The 18,129-nt window shown below is 32.8% G+C and carries 18 protein-coding genes; 8 read left to right on the top strand and 10 right to left on the bottom strand.

All coding sequences use genetic code 11. The annotated features are described in order from the left end of the window. Window positions 1-100: 100 nt before the first annotated feature. Together ACH6CY_RS04460 and ACH6CY_RS04455 are read right to left on the bottom strand one after the other, a co-directional pair. Window positions 101-880: a Cof-type HAD-IIB family hydrolase gene (locus ACH6CY_RS04460; protein ID WP_374066063.1), complete on the bottom strand. Its 780-nt coding sequence runs from the start codon at window positions 878-880 to the stop codon at window positions 101-103. A gap of 58 nt (window positions 881-938) precedes the next feature. Beyond that, window positions 939-1,901: a LacI family DNA-binding transcriptional regulator gene (locus ACH6CY_RS04455; RefSeq protein WP_374066062.1), complete on the bottom strand. Its 963-nt coding sequence runs from the start codon at window positions 1,899-1,901 to the stop codon at window positions 939-941. Window positions 1,902-2,036: 135 nt separating this feature from the next. On the opposite strand from ACH6CY_RS04455, the gene ACH6CY_RS04450 reads away from it, so the two are divergent. The 5 genes from ACH6CY_RS04450 (at window position 2,037) to metA (ending at window position 3,999) form a co-directional block, all read left to right on the top strand. Then, entirely contained in the window at window positions 2,037-2,216 is a 180-nt protein-coding gene (locus ACH6CY_RS04450) for a YjzC family protein (RefSeq protein ID WP_374066061.1), read from the top strand. A gap of 70 nt (window positions 2,217-2,286) precedes the next feature. Then, window positions 2,287-2,511 (top strand): DUF1659 domain-containing protein, encoded by a 225-nt coding sequence (locus ACH6CY_RS04445; protein WP_374066060.1) that lies wholly within the window; start codon window positions 2,287-2,289, stop codon window positions 2,509-2,511. A gap of 34 nt (window positions 2,512-2,545) precedes the next feature. Beyond that, window positions 2,546-2,758, top strand: coding sequence for a DUF2922 domain-containing protein (locus ACH6CY_RS04440; protein ID WP_374066059.1), 213 nt, complete (start codon window positions 2,546-2,548; stop codon window positions 2,756-2,758). A 59-nt stretch (window positions 2,759-2,817) separates the two neighbouring features. Next, a complete protein-coding gene (locus tag ACH6CY_RS04435; protein ID WP_374066058.1) occupies window positions 2,818-2,955 on the top strand; it encodes a YvrJ family protein in 138 nt (45 codons plus the stop codon). A gap of 135 nt (window positions 2,956-3,090) precedes the next feature. Then, complete coding sequence (gene metA / locus ACH6CY_RS04430) at window positions 3,091-3,999, top strand: homoserine O-acetyltransferase MetA (protein ID WP_374066057.1); 909 nt, start codon at window positions 3,091-3,093, stop codon at window positions 3,997-3,999. A 60-nt stretch (window positions 4,000-4,059) separates the two neighbouring features. On the opposite strand, the gene ACH6CY_RS04425 is transcribed toward metA, so the two are convergent. The 7 genes from ACH6CY_RS04425 to rlmN all read right to left on the bottom strand — a co-directional run bounded on the left by ACH6CY_RS04425 (window position 4,060) and on the right by rlmN (window position 13,924). Continuing rightward, entirely contained in the window at window positions 4,060-5,739 is a 1,680-nt protein-coding gene (locus ACH6CY_RS04425) for an alpha-glucosidase (RefSeq protein ID WP_374066056.1), read from the bottom strand. Window positions 5,740-5,780: 41 nt separating this feature from the next. After that, on the bottom strand, window positions 5,781-5,954 hold the full coding sequence (locus tag ACH6CY_RS04420) for a hypothetical protein (protein WP_374066055.1): 174 nt from the start codon (window positions 5,952-5,954) through the stop codon (window positions 5,781-5,783). A 703-nt stretch (window positions 5,955-6,657) separates the two neighbouring features. Further along, window positions 6,658-8,085, bottom strand: a complete 1,428-nt coding sequence (locus ACH6CY_RS04415) for a PTS transporter subunit EIIC (protein WP_374066054.1) — start codon at window positions 8,083-8,085, stop codon at window positions 6,658-6,660. Between the two features lie 226 nt (window positions 8,086-8,311). Then, entirely contained in the window at window positions 8,312-9,679 is a 1,368-nt protein-coding gene (locus ACH6CY_RS04410) for a M24 family metallopeptidase (protein ID WP_374066053.1), read from the bottom strand. A gap of 5 nt (window positions 9,680-9,684) precedes the next feature. After that, window positions 9,685-11,160 (bottom strand): M81 family metallopeptidase, encoded by a 1,476-nt coding sequence (locus ACH6CY_RS04405; protein WP_374066052.1) that lies wholly within the window; start codon window positions 11,158-11,160, stop codon window positions 9,685-9,687. 373 nt (window positions 11,161-11,533) lie between these two features. After that, window positions 11,534-12,289, bottom strand: a complete 756-nt coding sequence (locus ACH6CY_RS04400; protein ID WP_374066051.1) for a MurR/RpiR family transcriptional regulator — start codon at window positions 12,287-12,289, stop codon at window positions 11,534-11,536. Between the two features lie 576 nt (window positions 12,290-12,865). Beyond that, on the bottom strand, window positions 12,866-13,924 hold the full coding sequence (gene rlmN, locus ACH6CY_RS04395; protein WP_374066050.1) for a dual-specificity RNA methyltransferase RlmN: 1,059 nt from the start codon (window positions 13,922-13,924) through the stop codon (window positions 12,866-12,868). Window positions 13,925-14,213: 289 nt separating this feature from the next. Between rlmN and ACH6CY_RS04390 the strand changes: the two genes are divergently transcribed. Then, the gene (locus ACH6CY_RS04390) at window positions 14,214-14,414 is read left to right on the top strand and encodes a cold-shock protein (protein ID WP_017471671.1); all 201 of its coding nucleotides are present in this window, start codon (window positions 14,214-14,216) and stop codon (window positions 14,412-14,414) included. A gap of 59 nt (window positions 14,415-14,473) precedes the next feature. On the opposite strand, the gene ACH6CY_RS04385 is transcribed toward ACH6CY_RS04390, so the two are convergent. Continuing rightward, window positions 14,474-15,949 (bottom strand): potassium/proton antiporter, encoded by a 1,476-nt coding sequence (locus ACH6CY_RS04385; protein ID WP_374066049.1) that lies wholly within the window; start codon window positions 15,947-15,949, stop codon window positions 14,474-14,476. Window positions 15,950-16,484: 535 nt separating this feature from the next. On the opposite strand from ACH6CY_RS04385, the gene ACH6CY_RS04380 reads away from it, so the two are divergent. After that, window positions 16,485-16,988 carry a hypothetical protein gene (locus ACH6CY_RS04380; RefSeq protein ID WP_374066048.1) on the top strand — a complete coding sequence of 168 codons (504 nt, stop codon included), beginning with the start codon at window positions 16,485-16,487 and terminating at the stop codon, window positions 16,986-16,988. Between the two features lie 146 nt (window positions 16,989-17,134). Next, a complete protein-coding gene (locus tag ACH6CY_RS04375; RefSeq protein ID WP_374066047.1) occupies window positions 17,135-17,989 on the top strand; it encodes a Cof-type HAD-IIB family hydrolase in 855 nt (284 codons plus the stop codon). The last annotated feature ends 140 nt before the right edge of the window (window positions 17,990-18,129 follow it).

The following is an 18,129-nucleotide window of genomic DNA, read 5'->3' as shown; positions in this document are numbered from 1 at the left end:
GACTTTTTCAATGGAACAAGAAAATATTTGATTTTGATTTCAAACATGACTTAATTAGGAAGTATGAATAATTCAGGATTATGTTGTTTTTAATAAAAATTTATAATAAACCTACCATTTTCAAACCGTGCATAATCCCATTCTGATCTACATCTTTTGTCACATATTTAGCAACCCGTTTCACTTCATCTTCCGCATTTCCCATTGCAACACTTTTTTCTACATTAGAAAGCATCTCCATATCATTTAATCCATCACCAAAGGCATATATGTTTTCTTTTGAAACTCCCAACGCTTCTATCGCTTTATTAATACCAATCGCCTTAGACCCACCTTTTGGTAAAACATCTACTGAAACAGGATGCCAGCGAACAAAGTCAAAGGAAGGAAAGCGCTGTTGATAAAAAACCTCTTCCCCTTCCGAACAAAAAAACAAAGATTGAAGTATTTCTCTTCCTTTATAATAGTGAGGATCATGTCTAGGGAATTGTTTAATTTTTAAAGTTGCAATGCTTCTGTTTATATAATCATGCTCTGGAACATTAGCTTTCATATCTTCTTGGTCCATATAAACAATTGGGTGATTATGTGTCAGACCTACTTCAGTTAACTCCAATAATGAAGATACATCTAATGGGTTCTTATAGACTTCTTCACCTTTTACTACAACATATTGTCCATTAAAGCTTACAAATGTATCGATATTCAGCTCTTCTCGCAAAGATTCATACATAAACGGTGCTCGTCCTGTTGCTATTGCTATAATTTCTCCATTATCTTGAAGTTGTTGGATTGCTCTTTTTGTTTCCTTTGGTAATTGCTTGTTATCATCTAGCAATGTTCCATCAATATCAAAAAAAATCACATTCTGTTTGCTCATTTTAAATCTCCTTTATTACTACTATTTAGCAAAGTTTAGTATAGTACATCTATGTCCATCAAACCGTTTTCCGCTCTATTAATCGTACATCTACTTGATGATGGGTAACTTGATCAGATTGAATCACTTGTTTAAACAAGCTGCCACCCATTTCTTCAAATGGAATCTCCATCGTTGTTATTTCCATATATTTAGCCATTGGATGATTATCAAATCCAATAATCGCTAAATCATTCGGTATATCTATCCCACCTTTTTGACAACACGTCACTAAGCAGGCAGCGACTTGATCACTTGTTACTACTAATGCTGAAGGAGGATCGGTCATCTGCTTTAATTGATGAAACACTTTTTCACCATCCTCATATTGCAAGCATTGATCGAAAATATAAGCAGGTTGATAAGCTATATTATTTTCTTTTAAAAAAGTCCTATAAGCACTTTCTCTTTCTTTACTGCTCACACCAGTTTTCCTATAAATACAATAGCCAATTTTCCGATGATTATTTTTATATAAATATTCTAATGCGTGATAAAAAGTATGATGGTGGTCAATGAAAGTTGTCGATATGGACTTTGACTTGCAATTTTCTAATAACGCTATTCTACCGTAAGCCGTATATTGTTCAATCGTATCCCATTCATGAGCCCGTGAACAGATAATCAAGCCATCAATTTGCTTCTGTTTTAACATGTTTAACGCTTCTTCTTCTTTTTCCTTTTGATACTTCGTTTGAAAAAGAATCAATTTATACTGATTCGCTAAGGCTTGATTACTAATTGCATGCAATAACTTACTAAAGTATGGATGATCAGAGTATGGTAATACAATACCGATAAGATAGGTTTTACCCGTACTTAAATGTACAGCATTAATATTTTTATAGTAGTTACTTTGTTTTACCGCTTGCATCACGGCTTTACGTTTTTCTTCCGTTACATATGGATGATTATTCAACACACGTGAAACAGTTGTGACTGATACATTAGCCATTTTTGCAATATCACGAATATTCGTCATTTATTTCCCCTTTTCTACTGGCTGCTCCCTTCCTACTTCTTATATAGATTACCGCATGAAACGCGTTTCATGTCAATAAACTACTCGTTAATTATAAACAATTTGGGTAACCTAATCAAAAAAGGAGGTGAACGAATGGGACAAAATCACCAATTCGAACCAGGACAAAAAGCACCTAATAACGGTATATATGTTGAAGTAGGTGAAACAGGAAGTACTGTCAACAAACCAAAATCTGTTAAGTTAAGTGTTGGCGATAAATTTCCAGAAACAACAAACAGCGATCGTAAATGGATGCCTAAAAGAAAACCTTAATTCCCACAATATTCCTTACACCTTTTTTCCTTCTAATAACGATTATAGAAGTGGAAGGAGGTGTTTTTTTATGGCGATAGTAGAAACAATCGATACACGATTGCAACTCGTTTTTGACAACGGTATAGATGAAAAAAACGGAAAAAAACTTACGAAAACAAAAAGCTTTAACAATGTAAAAACAGACGCAACACCGGAACAATTACTTGCTATTTCAAATGCGATCGTTGCTCTACAAACATTACCATTACTAATGGTAAAACGAAATGACACTGAATTAATTTCAGGAGTATAACAGGTTTTACATGTTTGAAGAAAGGAGGAAGGTAATGAAACGTCTTGAATTGAAATTTGTAGATGCACAGGGAAAAACGGCAACAATAGCAATTGACTCACCTAAAGAGCCTGTCGATGTCGTAGCTGTTAATGCCGCTATGGATCAGATTCTAATGCAACAAGCACTCTACTCATCTGGAGGAGAAATTGTAAGTAAAAAAGGCGCAAGAATAGTAGAACGTAATGTAACAGATATCAACATCTAAAAACGATAGGAGCTGAAATATGCTCCTTTGTTTCAATTTTTTATAGAGAGGAGTATTTTATGAAGGATGCATGGATATCACTCATAACTGATGTTGGGTTTCCTGTCGCCGTAACATTTTATTTATTACACAGAATTGAGAATAAACTAAACACTTTAATTGAGTCAATCTTATCTTTGCCAGGAAGAATAAAGTAACAGGCAACGCTATTTTCTTGTTTTAATTGAAAATAGCGTTGCCTGTTATTTATTTTAATAGTTGGAATAGTTGCTCTTCTTTCTGATCATAGCTATAATAATACAAAGTATCGAATAGTACTGGAGGTACCTGTAATGCCTATTAACGTTCCGAAACAATTACCAGCTAGAAGTATTCTGGAAAAAGAAAATATTTTTTTAATGGATTCTGAGCGAGCTACGATGCAAGATATTCGTCCATTAAATATTTTAATTTTAAATCTCATGCCTGAAAAAGAGCGTACAGAAACACAATTATTGCGTTTACTTAGTAATTCACCTTTACAAGTGCATGTTGATTTTATTCATACAGTGAGTTATCAATCAAAAAACGTAACTGAATCACATCTTAAACAATTTTACAAAACCTTTGATGATGTAAAAACGAAGCGTTATGATGGTATGATTATTACTGGTGCTCCAGTTGAACACTTAACTTTCGAAGCGGTGGATTACTGGCAAGAGATTGCTGAAATTATGGAGTGGTCAAAGAAACATGTCACCTCTTCTTTGCATATTTGTTGGGGGGCTCAAGCAGCTTTATATTATCATTACGGAATTCAAAAGAATGCTCGTTCTAATAAACTTAGTGGCGTTTTCAATCACGAATTACTAGAATCTACGACTAAGCTAGTCCGAGGAATGAATGATCAATTTTTAGCTCCACATTCAAGAAATACAAATATCCAATTACACGATGTTACAGCACACCCGGATTTATTAGCGTTAGATTACTCGGAAGAGGCAGGGCCTTTTTTAATTGTATCAAAAGATGAAAAGCATATCATGATCACTGGTCATATTGAATATGATGCGAATACATTAGCTGAAGAATACGAGCGTGATTTAAAGCGCGGATTAGATATCCACATGCCAACTGATTATTTTCCAGATAATAACCCTGATAATACACCATTAAATCGTTGGCGTTCACAAGCTTATTTAATTTTTTCAAATTGGCTAAATTACTATGTTTATCAAGAAACACCTTTTAATTGGGAATAAAACAAACGATCCCTCACCTTAAATCCAGTGCGCTTAAAGTGAGGGATCAACTCTCTTTTTTTATAAATCATGCGTTTTTTTAACATGGTATACCCTTGCTTCATATGGACGAAAGATTAACTTACTAGTTAGTGGATTAGTGACAGAATAATTAGCAAGGACTAACTCATCTTCTTGATCAATAAAATCTTCACTTAATTGAATCGTTGTTTGTTTATCAAACAGGTTAATTAAAATTAAATATTTCTGATTGTGATCAGTTCTAGTATATCCATATATATGTGGGTGAGTTTCTAAAACCAAATCATATTGTCCGTATATAAGGGTTTCGGTTGATTTACGTAATTCAATCAACTTTTTATAATAATGGTACACAGAATAAGGGTCAGCTAAATTCTCTTCAACATTAATATCACCATAGTTGGGATTAACTTTCATCCAAGGATGATTTGTAGTAAATCCAGCCTGTTCTTTATTTGACCATTGCATAGGTGTTCTTGAGTTGTCACGTCCATTTTTCCATATAACTTTCAATATTTCTTCATGCGATTTCCCTGCTTTTTTTTCCTGATCGTATAAATTCTTTATAGCTACATCATTGTAGTCATCTATACTTTCAAATTTCACGTTTGTCATACCTATTTCTTGGCCTTGATAAATAAATGGTGTACCTTTCATTAAAAAATAAAGGGTTGCTAATGCCTTGGCTGAAGTCTTTCTTAATGCTTTATCATTCCCCCATGTTGATACAGAACGTGGTTGATCATGGTTTTCTAAAAACAATGCATTCCATCCAACACCCTCTAATCCTTTTTGCCATTTAGTTAATACTTCTTTTAATTTTCTAATATCTAATTTCCCATCAGTACTCTTCCCCCACAGATCCAAATGGTCAAACTGAAAAATCATATTAAAATATCCATTGTCCTCGCCAACCCAATCATCTGCATTTTCTATATCAACACCATTAGCCTCGCCCACAGTCATTACATCATAGTTGTGAATTGTATTATTTGTAAATTCACTTAAAAATTGATCGATTCCAGGCTGATTCATATGTCCATCAAAGGAAGGAACATATTGACGTTTGTTTGGATTCGGGATATCAGGTAATCCTGTTCTTTTTTTAATATGAGAAATAGCATCGATTCGAAAGCCATCAATCCCTTTATCTAACCACCAGTTCACCATTTTATACAATTCTTCACGCACCTCTGGATTTTCCCAATTTAAATCGGGCTGTTTTCGTGAAAAAACGTGCAAGAAGTACGATTCCGTTTTGTCATCATACTCCCAAGCTGAACCACCGAAAATGGACTCCCAATTATTAGGCTCTGCACCGTTCTTACCAGAATGCCAAATATAATAGTTGCGATATGGATTATCTGTTGATGAACGAGACTCAATAAACCACGGATGTTCATCTGAAGTATGGTTGATTACAAGATCCATAATCATTTTCATCCCTTTTTCATGAATTGCTTCTAACAATTCGTCAAAATCACTCATTGTTCCAAATTCAGAACTAATAGCTTGATAATCACTTATATCATACCCGTTATCATCATTTGGAGATTGATAAACAGGACAAATCCAAATAACGTCAATTCCAAGTTCTTTTAAGTAATCTAATTTATCAATAATACCTTGAATATCACCAACCCCATCTCCATTTGAATCCATGAAACTTCTTGGATATATTTGATAAGCTATCGCTTCTTTCCACCACTTTTTTTTCATACTGATTCCTCCAATAATCTTAAGTTGTATCTTCATACGTCTTATGGCTTTAAATCGATTTTGTTCATTAGTTGTTCCAAAGCTATATCACCGTATGCTATCATTTGTTCTTTTTTGGTGTAACTGATGAATTGCGAAAGATTAAATAACGCTTTTTCTTTAAAATAATTACATAGGATTAAAAAACACTTATATCCATCTATCATTCCATTCACATAAGCCTCCGCAGTAAGCGATATCATTTTTATTTTTTAAAAAAATTATAGAAAACACTCTAAGGAAATCGTTTGCATGTTTCGATTAAATTTTAGCATACATATCTATTGTATTCAATATAAAAATATGTGTTTCAAGTAAAAAAAGGTGTATAAGACCCATTCGAAAGGGCAATCGATTGCACAAAAATAGTTTGAGACAGAAAAAGGCATAGAGAATAAAAAGATTTTTAAATCTAATTTATTACTCCATGCCGATCAAGCCAGCAACATGAAACTATATAGTCAATTAAAAATATATCAAGTATTTTTTAAATTGACTATAGGGCAAAATAAAACACCCCCTCCTCCTTGATATAGACGGTGCACCCTGAAGCTAGATTTTCACTCTAACTTCAGGGCGCAGCATCATACACAAGAAACAAAGGGATGTTTTTATTTGATTTAATATAAATTCAAGCTATATCAACAAATAAATTCTCAGTTAAAATAATAAGAATTAATCTAGCTTCCACCAAAAGTATCTGGCTCTGCCTACATAAACTCTTAATACAGCTTCATCAGTCAAGCATTATCTTCATTGCCTTCATTAAAAGCTTCTTCACTCATAAAATAACTCATTTACCAAACTAGCAAATACAGCATATAAAATAAATAACATCAAATATTTATTTTACACTACAAAACTGTTCAGCTGATCAAATTAAACATGCTCAATTTCAACTTTTTCTGCTATAGCTTTTCCTTTATTTTTTCTTTCATCATATCGAAGAATAAAAGTTGTAGCTATAAATGAGACAACGATTGAAATAGCTCCGGACAAGAGGGCAATAATCATATTTCCCATTTGCCCATCTGGCTCTAAGAAGAATAAAAGAGTAAATAGACCAGGTGCTCCACCCATCACAAAACTTTTTAGAGAGAATATACCAGCGAACAATCCTCCAGAAACTGCTCCAATTGCGGTTCCAATTAATACTTTGGGACGTCCAATAAGCGCACCATAAAATGCTGGTTCAGTAATTCCAAATAACCCCGTTAGACCAAATGAATAATAGGCACCGCTTTTTTCTTTATCTTTTCTAACAAATCTTGCAACTGCTAGCGTCGTTGCCCCTACGCACAGATTCGAAATAAATCCAATAACAATGTGTACCGGATCGAAACCAAGTGACTCAATAGCTTGGAAACCAATAGGCATTGTTGCTTTGTCTATCCCTAACATAACCATATATGGATACACCGCAGCTAATAAAGGTATTGCTATAAATCCTGCACTATTCATTAACCACATGATAAAGTCACCAACAAATTCACTTAAGATTGTTCCTAGTGGTCCAAATATAATTAAAGTGAATGGTACAACTATCAACATAGTAATAAATGGCTTTAATAAGTATTTCACAAATTCAGGAATGATCTTATCTAAAAGTTTATTAACATAATACATAAAGCCTACACCAGCAATTACAGGTATAATACTTCCACCGTATTCTACCGTTACGACAGGAATTCCAAGAAAGTCAAGTCCTTCCACACCACTAATAGATGGGCTAACTAGTATCGCTCCTAAAAAAGCACCTAGTATCGGTGATAATTTTAGCTTCCTAGCTGTTGTATACCCTAAATAAATCGGGAGCATTACAAAGGCCGCGCTAAACATAGCTAATATAATCTGAGCTGTTCCACTTTCTGGAGAAACATCAAAGTAATTTATTAAGAAGTTATTTACAGCTAATATAACTCCACCAGTTATTAAAGCAGGTACAATCGGCATAAATATTTCTGCGAAAAACCCACCCACAAGATCAACGTAATACTTAAAATCTTTTTTTCTATTGGACTGATAATCTTGTTTTTCTACTTCCTTTGAAGATTCATCACTGTACCCTGAAACTTCTAAAAATTTATTATAAGCATCTCCGACGTTTGCACCGATAACTAATTGTATTTGACCATTTTTAAATACAAATCCATGCGAACCTTCCACATTGCTTAATGCTTTTTTATTTACTTTATCCTCATCTTTAATGTTAATTCGAAGTCTTGTAGCACAATGACCAACTTGTTGAATGTTATCAAGTCCACCAACCTGCTTAAGAACTTCTTTTGACATGTTAATATATTTCATATCAATTTTTCCCTCCTAACATAAATTTCCCGCTAAAATAATCTTAAAATGATAGATAAACAACTGAAATATTTAAAGTATTACAATATTTTGTTTATCGTGTATCTTTATTTCTATTTTTATATCAACTTCTTTTTGTCATTTAAATCTTATTCGCATTATTTGCGAGCGCTTTCTTTATTTCCAAGATAATGCTACTCGATTAGAAGAGTAGCAATTATCACACCTAACCTTTAACGACCAAGGCATAGTCCTTGTTCAGCATAAACGGTCTATAGTAACCTAGAGTACTAGCTAAAGGTAAAACTTCTTTTGGCAATTGAATGTTTATTTCTTCACTAATATAATTTCTTCTTTTCTCAATTCTTTCCCACAATTTCGGGTAAGCTTGCTGAATATCATTACGCAATTGTTCATCGGCTATTGCTACTGTGCTTTCAGCAGAAACACCATGATGATTTTTTTGCGAAGGGATAAAGTCAACTTGGAATATCATACCAGATCTAACTACTGCGTCAGATCCTTTATAAAACGGTGAAGACATCCATTCTTCATCCGCAGTTAAGTGTCCTGGACAAAGCTCCCACCCATAGATATTTTGCGGGTAGAATGCTTCAAATTTTTCATAAAACTCTCCTCCCCTTATACCTATTTTAATATTTGTTAACCAGTAGTGATAAGCACTAAAATAAGGAATAACAACTTCATTAAAGTAATTTTTATCTTTTTTATCAAGTTCTTCCATATTATCCACAGCATAACCTGATCGACTTGATAAACCACCTTTATAGGCCACAGTTAACGCTACTTGATCTCCATTACTTAACGTATTCTGAGTTGGATAAACATTTCCGTTTATGAATCTTTTACCAAATGCACATATTGTCACTACATTGTTATATTGTCCATGTTTAGTAAGTAGTTCACCAACATCCGATTCTTTTTTTCCAACTTCAAGTGTATCCATTGCTTCAAGAACAGCATCAGAAGCTAAAGAGGCACCATACTCATAATGGGCTATTTCATTTGCGTTATTTGTTATTCTTGCTCCATTCTCAGGTCCTATAAAAATATCTGTTGCATTTACTAACTTATCTTTCCCTATTTTTGAGGACAGTGCATTAACTATAAATTCTGGAATATCAAATTGATTCGACATGCCAGGTATTAGTTTCCATCCAACTATACCTACTTGTTTCGAAGTATCAATATCGGTTTCGCCTAAAATTTCAGCCAATTCACTAAGGTTATTCATTGGCTGATTAGGAAGTGAAAACAAAGAACAGTGTTTACCTATTGTTTTAATTCGGGAATATTGAGCTTTATTATAGTTTTCATTTCCTAGTATACTTGTACTTGTTCCATCTTGATTTAAAAGTAGCAATGCTTCTTCAAATCTTGGAATGAATCCAACTAAATATTCGAAGCTGCTCCCATGCTCTTTATCAGCATACACAACTACCGAAGACAATCCCTTTTCTTTCATTTGATAAAGGACCTTTTCTAGTCTTTTCTCAATTGTTTCATCTGTCAGCATTACTTTATTTCCGTAATTATCAGCTAATGGGGCTGTTATTTTCTTTACATCTATCATCATCTTCATTCCTTTACATTATTGTCATTTTCCAGTTTCAACTGATCAAAAGGCATCATTGGTCGCATGATTTGCTTGAATACAATACTTTCTGTTTTCTGATTCGTTGGACCATTTGTAAGTGCCATGATTGAATAATCACAGTAATCGTTTAATTCCGGAAAAATATATCCTTGTTTAACAACAACAATATTGTATTCCTCTAGATTTATATTAGCTGCTTTAAATTGATGCATTTCAGCAAAACTAACTGATTTGTCAATTAATATAATATCGATAGGCTTATCTTTCACAGAAAGCTTTAATGTTTCACCATAACTATCCGTATCCCCGAAAATTTGCTGCAGGTTTCCTTTTGTTGTAATTTTTACAGTTAATTTTATTTTCTTAGACAACTCATCAGTATTCGTACCTAGCTCAACCTCAAAATACTCATTTTCTTTTTTTTCAAGAAGAGAATTAAACAATTCATTATGTGTTATCCCTGCAAATAACAATCGTTTACCATTATAATTATCAAGTGACAAATACTTTTTAAGTAAATACGTATTATTTCCCATTCCTCCAGATGTCACATTATCTCCCGAATCCGTCACGACGATATGTGTATCGTTTCGTTCAATTGAATTTTTAATTGTTTCCGCTACATCAAGAGCGTTGCCATGATAATCGAACTCACTGTATTTCTGAACACAGAAATCATGCAACTCATCAATAATTTTCTTAGCGTATTCTTGATAAGCATTATCAGAAGGTACGACAATCAAGCCGGATCCTGTTGAAAAATTATCATGTCTTAAGTACCCTACATGAAAAGAAGCGCTTAAGATTCGATCGTCTTTTTCAATTTCATCTAGTTTTTTGTTGATTGTTACCATAGGTTCATCTGATGATACACTGCGCTCTCCACCTAAGACAAATGGTAGTTTTCTATACTGAGGAACCAATGATTTTTTATTATTTAATAAATCCACCATTAGTTTAGCAGCTTTTCTTTTCGTCTCGGTCATATCTGTGTGTGGTGATTCTCTATAGCAACGACCTATTGTCATATTAGAAACGTACTCTTCTGTTAAATTACCATGCGGATCCATCACGACACAGATCGGGAGATAGGGGCCGGTCAGCTTGCGAATACTTTTAAGAAGTTGTCTCTCACCTGAACCCTCTGGTAGATCTTCAACTTTACTTGCTCCATGAAGAAACAAATAAATCCCATCTAAATCTTTTAAATTTTCTTTCACTGCTCTAAGCATTTTATCATGAACATATGTGTAAGCTTCCTTGCTTAATACTCTAGCAGAATGCCCGTTAGCAAAGATTGCAGGAATAATATCAATATTATTATTTCTAAAAATATCTCCTACATGCATTGCCTGTACTAAATTCTCACCAAACTTTAAATTAAAACTGTCGAGCTCTGTCAAACCTTCAACATGCTCATTACTTTCTAAAGTAAAGTGTCCCATCAGAACTTTCATATTTAAATCTCCCTAACTATCCAATATTATAACTTTGCACTACACTGTTAAATACACTCTTTATACTAGTAGTGATTTTTTAAATATACATTTAATTCACTCTAGCTAATCCTTATCGTTTTCATAACTATAAATCAAAATAACGTGTATCATTAGTAGTATTTTTTACATTGGCATCAGCTCCTTCATACTGATTTACTGTATTACAAGTTTTCAAAGTAAATAAGTCTTTATTAGCACCTGCTAATAATACTCTACTTGAACAACAACTCAAGCATCATTGCTAACCAAGTTCTTAATTATAGTTTAACCAATTTAAAAAAAGTGGGTCGTTCAATAATTGAACGACCCACTTTTTAAATGAAGTAGCTACTTATCTCTTATACTTGTAGATATAATGCTCAGAAATTAAATCAAATAAATAAGTAATACCATATTTACCGAATAACCCTAAATTATCCGACTCAATATTATCTCTACTTAAATAAATTACTTCATCGTAAAGATCAATAAATTCTTGGCTTCGATTCCCAGTAATTAATATTTTCTTACCATTAACTTTACTCATATTTTCATTCACTTCTTTTGCAAAAAATCCAGATACAGATATTGTAAGTATTAAGCTAGACTGTGCTGACACATTATTTATATAATCACTATCAAAATTATTATTAACTACTCTAATTATTTTTTTAGCATAAAAAAGTTCTTGTTGAAACTTCAATAAATTACTGCTTGTGTTATTCGGGCTAATTAGTGTAATGTTTTTATACATGTAAAATAAATTGACTAACCGATCAATAACCTCGTCATTAATCATATGATTCATTTCTATAATTGTATGAGATAATTCATTCATTATATTACTTCTATACTCTTGCACGGGCTCAAAATTACGCAAATGTAAATTTGATGGAAAAATGATATCCGTTAACGAGTTTTTTAATTCACTAAAATTCTTGTATCCGAGCTTATTACAATACCTCCTAACCGATGATCGTGACACAAATGCTTCATCGACGATTTCATTTATTGTTATATCTGATTTGTTGTGAATATTATACAACAGGTACTCAGTTATAGCATGCTCACCACTATCCTCTTCTTCATTAATAATGGCACCTAACATATTTAATAGCCCTAAATTATTTATATTCATTTTACAGCCACCTCTTTTACAAACAAAGTCTAGTTCTCAAAATAATTAGAAAAGACACAGAGTATAAAAAGATACTTAAATCCAATTTATTACTCCATGCCTATTTGAAACAATAACATACAAGTCTGTATTCAATTTTAAAACCGCAACTACAGAATGGTTAAATAAAATCCATTCCTTAATGAACTATGATTCTTTAAATTTTAAAATACATCTAGCTAATTAATCAATTCTCAATATCATGTTATAATAAGATTGATTAAATGTCCATGTTTTAAACTTTATATTATTGATAAAAAGCATTTAATTTTACTATAATTAAGAAAATAAACCTATCTAAACCCTCTTTATTTACTTGTCGGTACGTCTCCTATCATGTGTAATATTAATAAAAACTTCCTTCTCTATTTGTTAACTTTTTTCCCATCCCTAAAGACTGACCAAATCATCTTCCGTCTTTCCGTATAATGTAAAAAAGAAAAAGGTAGACACAATCATCCGTTGATGACCTTGCCCACTAATCTTAGTATGTTTCTTTTTACGAATCTATTTTTTCATTTGTTTACTGCGTAATTGACCGCAAGCTGCATCAATATCAGATCCTTGTTCCACACGCACACCACAATTGATTCCTTCTTTTAATAACGTTTCATAAAAAGTAAGGATTGCATTCTTCTTACTACGATTATATTGATTATGCTCTTCCACCGGGTTATAAGGGATCAGATTAACATAGGCTAAATGACGCTTACCCTTCAATAACTTTGCCAATTCTAACGCCTCTTGCTTATGATCGTTAACATCATCTAATAAAATATATTCAAACGTAATACGGCGGTTGGTTTTATCTAAATAATAATCTATCGCATCCATTAGTTTTTTTATCGGAAATGCTTTGTTTATTTTCATAATTTTCGTTCTTAACGCATCATTTGGAGCGTGCAGTGACACAGCTAAGTTCACTTGAATATTCTCATCTGCAAATTGACGGATTTTATGCGCTAAACCACTCGTAGAAACAGTTATATGACGCGCCCCGATAGAAAGTCCCTGTTGATCATTAACAACACGCAAGAAATTCATCGTATGGTCATAATTGTCAAATGGCTCTCCTATCCCCATTACAACTATATGACTCACCCGCTCTTCTTTTCCTTTTTTATCCAAGTCATGTTGTACTTTCATAATCTGTTCTACGATTTCTCCGCTTGTCAAGTCACGATTCTTCGTTAATAACCCACTTGCACAAAAAGTACAGCCAATATTGCAACCAACTTGTGTTGTTACACAGACCGAAAGACCATAAGAAAAGCGCATTAGTACGGTTTCAATTAAATTACCATCAGCAAGCTTAAATAAATATTTTATCGTGCCATCTTGTGATTCTTGTTTAATTTCTTCTTCTAGTGTTTCAATGCGAAAATTATGTTTCAAAAGTTCAATACAATCTTGATTTAAATTATGCATTGCATCGAACGTTTTTACTCTTTTTTTATATAGCCAGTCCCATACTTGTTTAGATCGAAACTTCTTTTGACCATTTTCTTGAAGCCATTGTGTTAATTGCGGCTTTGTCAACCCATAGATAGAAATCTTTTCATTCATAATGAACCCTCACTCATTTAAATTAAAAATTTTGCAATTTCCTTCCCTATACTACCGACAATGTATTGATCTATCAAGTGTTATTCTTTATTTTGTAAGTAATCCAGTAATAAAAATAAATATTTTAAATAAAAGTTTGCTTTATCTGAATGGAATTGTTATAATAAATATAGCTATTTTGTTCGACAAAACACTTCAAGTAACTTGCAACGTGAAAGGTTTCGTTTTGATGCATGAGCAAGAATAGTAATACATTGTGTGGATTAACCACACGAGGAGGAAAAGTAATATGGCACAAGGTACAGTTAAATGGTTTAACGCAGACAAAGGATTTGGATTTATCGAAGTTGAAGGACAAGACGATGTATTCGTACACTTCTCTGCAATCCAAGGCGAAGGCTTTAAAACACTTGAAGAAGGTCAAAGCGTAACATTCGATATCGAAGAAGGAAATCGCGGACCACAAGCTGCTAACGTTGAAAAAAACTAATAACAGCTTTTAAATAAAAAAGAACCAGTCATTTGACTGGTTCTTTTTTTGTCCTCATCTCATTCTTGCTTCCTATCTAATAATTGTTGCAAAGCTTTTTTATTTTTTCTTGATGTCAAAATATACAAAAGGTCTCCCGATTGAATCACCGTATCACCTGTTGGTGTAATTAAACGTTGATCACGAATAATCGCATTCACTAACGTATCTTCTGGAAATGAGATTTGATTTAAGGTCTTTCCATTAATTGTTGCCTCTTCAGCCATTTCATACTCGATCATCTCTGCTTTTGCTTTTCCAAGAGAGATCAGTTCTAGTGTATGAATCGGCATAGACTTTTTAGGACCAAATAATTTTAATCTTTCAGCTAATAGAGGTATCGTCGTCCCTTGAATAAGACAGCTAGTTAGAACAACGAAGAATACTACATTAAAAATCTGTTGACTACCATCCACATTCGCAAGCAACGGAAATGTTGCTAAAACAATCGGAACAGCTCCTTTTAACCCTGCCCAGGATAAGAATAGATATTCATTCAAATTAAAATTCATTTTTATTGTAGATATAAACACAGCAATCGGTCGCGCTATGATCATTAAAATAACAGAAATCGTCACACCTTGGAGTATGATTTCAATTGTAAATAAATCCATAGGAAAAACTAACAAACCAAGTATGACGAACATTAAAATTTGCATTACCCAGGCAAAACCTTCAGAAAAACGAAATACAGAATATCGATATGCGATATCAGTATTGCCAATTATAATCGCAAGAATGTATACAGCTAATAAACCACTGCCATTAAAAAATGATGTAATACCATAAGTTAATAAAGCAAAAGAAATAGCAAAAATAGGATATAAACCACTAGAATCTAAATTAATTCGATTAATCGCCACAACTGCAATTTTTCCAAATAGCAAACCGAATATTAAGCCTAATCCCATTTGAAGAAAAAATGTTAAAACTAGTAGAAAAATATTTGCATTTGCATTAGTAATCCACTCAATAACAGAAACAGTTAAAAATACAGCCATTGGATCATTCGAACCAGACTCCGCTTCTAACGTTGCTCCTAACCGTTTTTGAATTGGTTGATCTTTCAACACCGCAAAGACTGCGGCAGCATCTGTCGAACCTACAATTGCCCCAAATAACAAAGCCATTTCCCAATTAATTGAAAGTATATATTTCGCAGCAACCGCGATTAGTAAAGTAGTAATTAAAACACCAATTGTTGCTAACGATAAAGCTGGCTTAATGACAGGTTTTAAATCAACCCAATTTGTTTGTAAGCCACCTTCAAATAAGATGACAATCAAAGCAAATATACCAATAATCTGAGCAATACGAGCATCGTCAAAATAAATGATCCCTAATACATCACTTCCTATTAACATCCCTATACCAATGAACAAAACTAATGCAGGAACACCCAGTCTTGCAGAGAATTTAGTTGTAATTACACCTGAAATAAATAATATAGCAACAAATAAGATGAACGTGTCTGTGTGTACAATTTCCGAATACATGTATCCCTTCCTTTTATGCGTAAGTTTGTATGTACGAGAAGCAACGTGTTAAGACGTGAAGCAAATGTAGGAGATTTTGTTAATTTGTTTTTTTAATACTAGTAATTATATTATATCGTAAAAATTGAAAATATTTAACTAACATGCTCACAAATATGTAAAAGGATACTGCTCTACCAACAGTATCCTTTTCTACTACATTAAATACCAAAGAAAGCTAGTGCGGCAATGATTAGAATAATTGGAGTAAAAATAAAGAACCAGAAGAATAATAATGCTAGTGCAGCGATTACAGCCAATGCGATCCCTCCAAATCAAAAACAAATTTGTGCGGCCTCACATTAATAATCTATGTAACAATTTCAAAGAAGTATAGACCAACGTATCTAACTTTTCAAAAATAGTATTTATACACAATGAAATCTATATATTACTAGGTAAAAACATATATTTGTTCAAACTTAGACTAGTACACTTACTAATTTATTTAACTCCCGTATATATAAAGTAACTAAAAGAAAGCAGGTGTATTATTTTGCAACGAGAAATATTATATTTTAAAAAAACACCATCAGGTAAGTTTAAACAAACGAAACACTCCACACAACAAAACCTTAACCATTCTATTGACACAAACAAAACCGATTCAACTATTTTTATAGAAAAATTACGAAATGAATGGCATAAAAAAAATTTAGACATAGGAGAAATAAATAAATTAGAAGCAATTTACGAGACTATGAAACAACCAGCGGTTCAAGAGAAAACAAAAGAAGTGTTTACAAAGATAAAGACGTGTGCAACAAGTGATGCAATGAAAGGAGTATTTAATAAAATGTCCACCCCTCATTTCAGTGATCTATTTAAAAAAATAATGACACAAGAAGAAACAAAAGGCACATTAGAACAAATGCTAAACGATTCAAGCTTTTCAAATAATGCAATGAAATTGATGCAAGATATTTTTAATGATCAAGATAAATCAGAACAATTATCAGAGATGTTTTCTTCTATGATAAATTCAGACAAAAAGGACTAATTTTGTTATATTGCATTGCTAATATAATTATTTTTAAATACTAAAAACTTAGCATACACAAAAAGAAGTGCATTAATTGCAAGTGCATTCCTTCTTGTGTATGCTAAGTATGGATAAAAAATGTTACATAAGGAGCCTTTTTAAATATGAAACTAATTGCTACAGATTTAGATGGTACATTATTAAATGAGAATGGAGAAATTAGTCAAACAAACGCAAATATGTTAAAAGAAGCAATCAGACAAGGGATACAAGTCGTTGTTGCCACTGGTAGATCGTATCAATCTGCAAACAATGTACTAGAGCCTATTGGCTTGAAACTCCCTATCATCAGTTTAAATGGTGCGAGTTTTTACACAGCCAACGGAAAAAAAGTACGCAGTGTCCCTTTATCTAAAAACTTAAGCAGTAAAATTGTAGACGAGTGTAAATCGAAGCAAGTGTATTTTGAATTATACACAAACAAAGGTGTCTATTCACCAAACCGTGCAGAGTTTATTGATGTGATGGTTAATATTATGCTTTCAGCTAACCCAGCTATGTCACGTGAAGAAATCGAAAAACGTGCGGAACTTCGTTTTCAAGAAGAAGATTTTAACATAATTAATGATTTTCCAGCACTCATTAACAATAATGACATTGAAATTTATAAAGCGTTGGCTTTTTCTTTAGAAGTTAGCGTGCTAGATGGAATCAGAAATACATTTATTGATACAAGCGATATCGTCATCACTTCGTCTGGATATGATAATTTAGAATTCAATCATCCTGAAGCACAAAAAGGGATTGCACTATCGTTATTTGCAGCTGAGAATAACATCAATTTAAATGATGTGATGGCTATAGGTGATAATTTTAATGACCTTTCTATGCTTGAAATTGTAGGGCACAGTGTAGCAATGGGAAATGCAGAACAAACAATTAAAAATGCTTGCTCTACAGTCACAGCAAAAAACAGCGAAGACGGTGTTGCTAAAGCAATCGAACAAATATTAAACTGATTTTATCACCATCTATTTCCAAAAATAGATGGTTTTCTTTTATAGGGTAAGTCACATATAAATAGTTGATTAAAATCATTCAAAATGTCTATCCTCGTTTAAAAGTACATAGGGATAATATTTGATCCCCTTAGAATCCT

The sequence above is a fragment of the Paraliobacillus sp. JSM ZJ581 genome (assembly GCF_044383835.1).
Classification (GTDB): domain Bacteria; phylum Bacillota; class Bacilli; order Bacillales; family Amphibacillaceae; genus Paraliobacillus.
The sequence above is the reverse complement of the archived record's forward strand: the minus strand, read 5'-3'. Positions and strand labels throughout refer to the sequence as shown.

Bases quoted from the DNA above. Each gene is read 5' to 3' on its own strand.
- rlmN (WP_374066050.1), bottom strand. From the start codon at position 13,924: ATGAATGAAAAGATTTCTATCTATGGGTTGACAAAGCCGCAATTAACA.
- ACH6CY_RS04375 (WP_374066047.1), top strand. From the start codon at position 17,135: ATGAAACTAATTGCTACAGATTTAGATGGTACATTATTAAATGAGAAT.
- ACH6CY_RS04460 (WP_374066063.1), bottom strand. From the start codon at position 880: ATGAGCAAACAGAATGTGATTTTTTTTGATATTGATGGAACATTGCTA.
- ACH6CY_RS04410 (WP_374066053.1), bottom strand. From the start codon at position 9,679: ATGATAGATGTAAAGAAAATAACAGCCCCATTAGCTGATAATTACGGA.
- ACH6CY_RS04425 (WP_374066056.1), bottom strand. From the start codon at position 5,739: ATGAAAAAAAAGTGGTGGAAAGAAGCGATAGCTTATCAAATATATCCA.
- ACH6CY_RS04385 (WP_374066049.1), bottom strand. From the start codon at position 15,949: ATGTATTCGGAAATTGTACACACAGACACGTTCATCTTATTTGTTGCT.
- ACH6CY_RS04390 (WP_017471671.1), top strand. From the start codon at position 14,214: ATGGCACAAGGTACAGTTAAATGGTTTAACGCAGACAAAGGATTTGGA.
- ACH6CY_RS04405 (WP_374066052.1), bottom strand. From the start codon at position 11,160: ATGAAAGTTCTGATGGGACACTTTACTTTAGAAAGTAATGAGCATGTT.
- ACH6CY_RS04400 (WP_374066051.1), bottom strand. From the start codon at position 12,289: ATGTTAGGTGCCATTATTAATGAAGAAGAGGATAGTGGTGAGCATGCT.
- ACH6CY_RS04415 (WP_374066054.1), bottom strand. From the start codon at position 8,085: ATGAAATATATTAACATGTCAAAAGAAGTTCTTAAGCAGGTTGGTGGA.
- ACH6CY_RS04450 (WP_374066061.1), top strand. From the start codon at position 2,037: ATGGGACAAAATCACCAATTCGAACCAGGACAAAAAGCACCTAATAAC.
- ACH6CY_RS04455 (WP_374066062.1), bottom strand. From the start codon at position 1,901: ATGACGAATATTCGTGATATTGCAAAAATGGCTAATGTATCAGTCACA.
- ACH6CY_RS04445 (WP_374066060.1), top strand. From the start codon at position 2,287: ATGGCGATAGTAGAAACAATCGATACACGATTGCAACTCGTTTTTGAC.
- metA (WP_374066057.1), top strand. From the start codon at position 3,091: ATGCCTATTAACGTTCCGAAACAATTACCAGCTAGAAGTATTCTGGAA.
- ACH6CY_RS04435 (WP_374066058.1), top strand. From the start codon at position 2,818: ATGAAGGATGCATGGATATCACTCATAACTGATGTTGGGTTTCCTGTC.
- ACH6CY_RS04440 (WP_374066059.1), top strand. From the start codon at position 2,546: ATGAAACGTCTTGAATTGAAATTTGTAGATGCACAGGGAAAAACGGCA.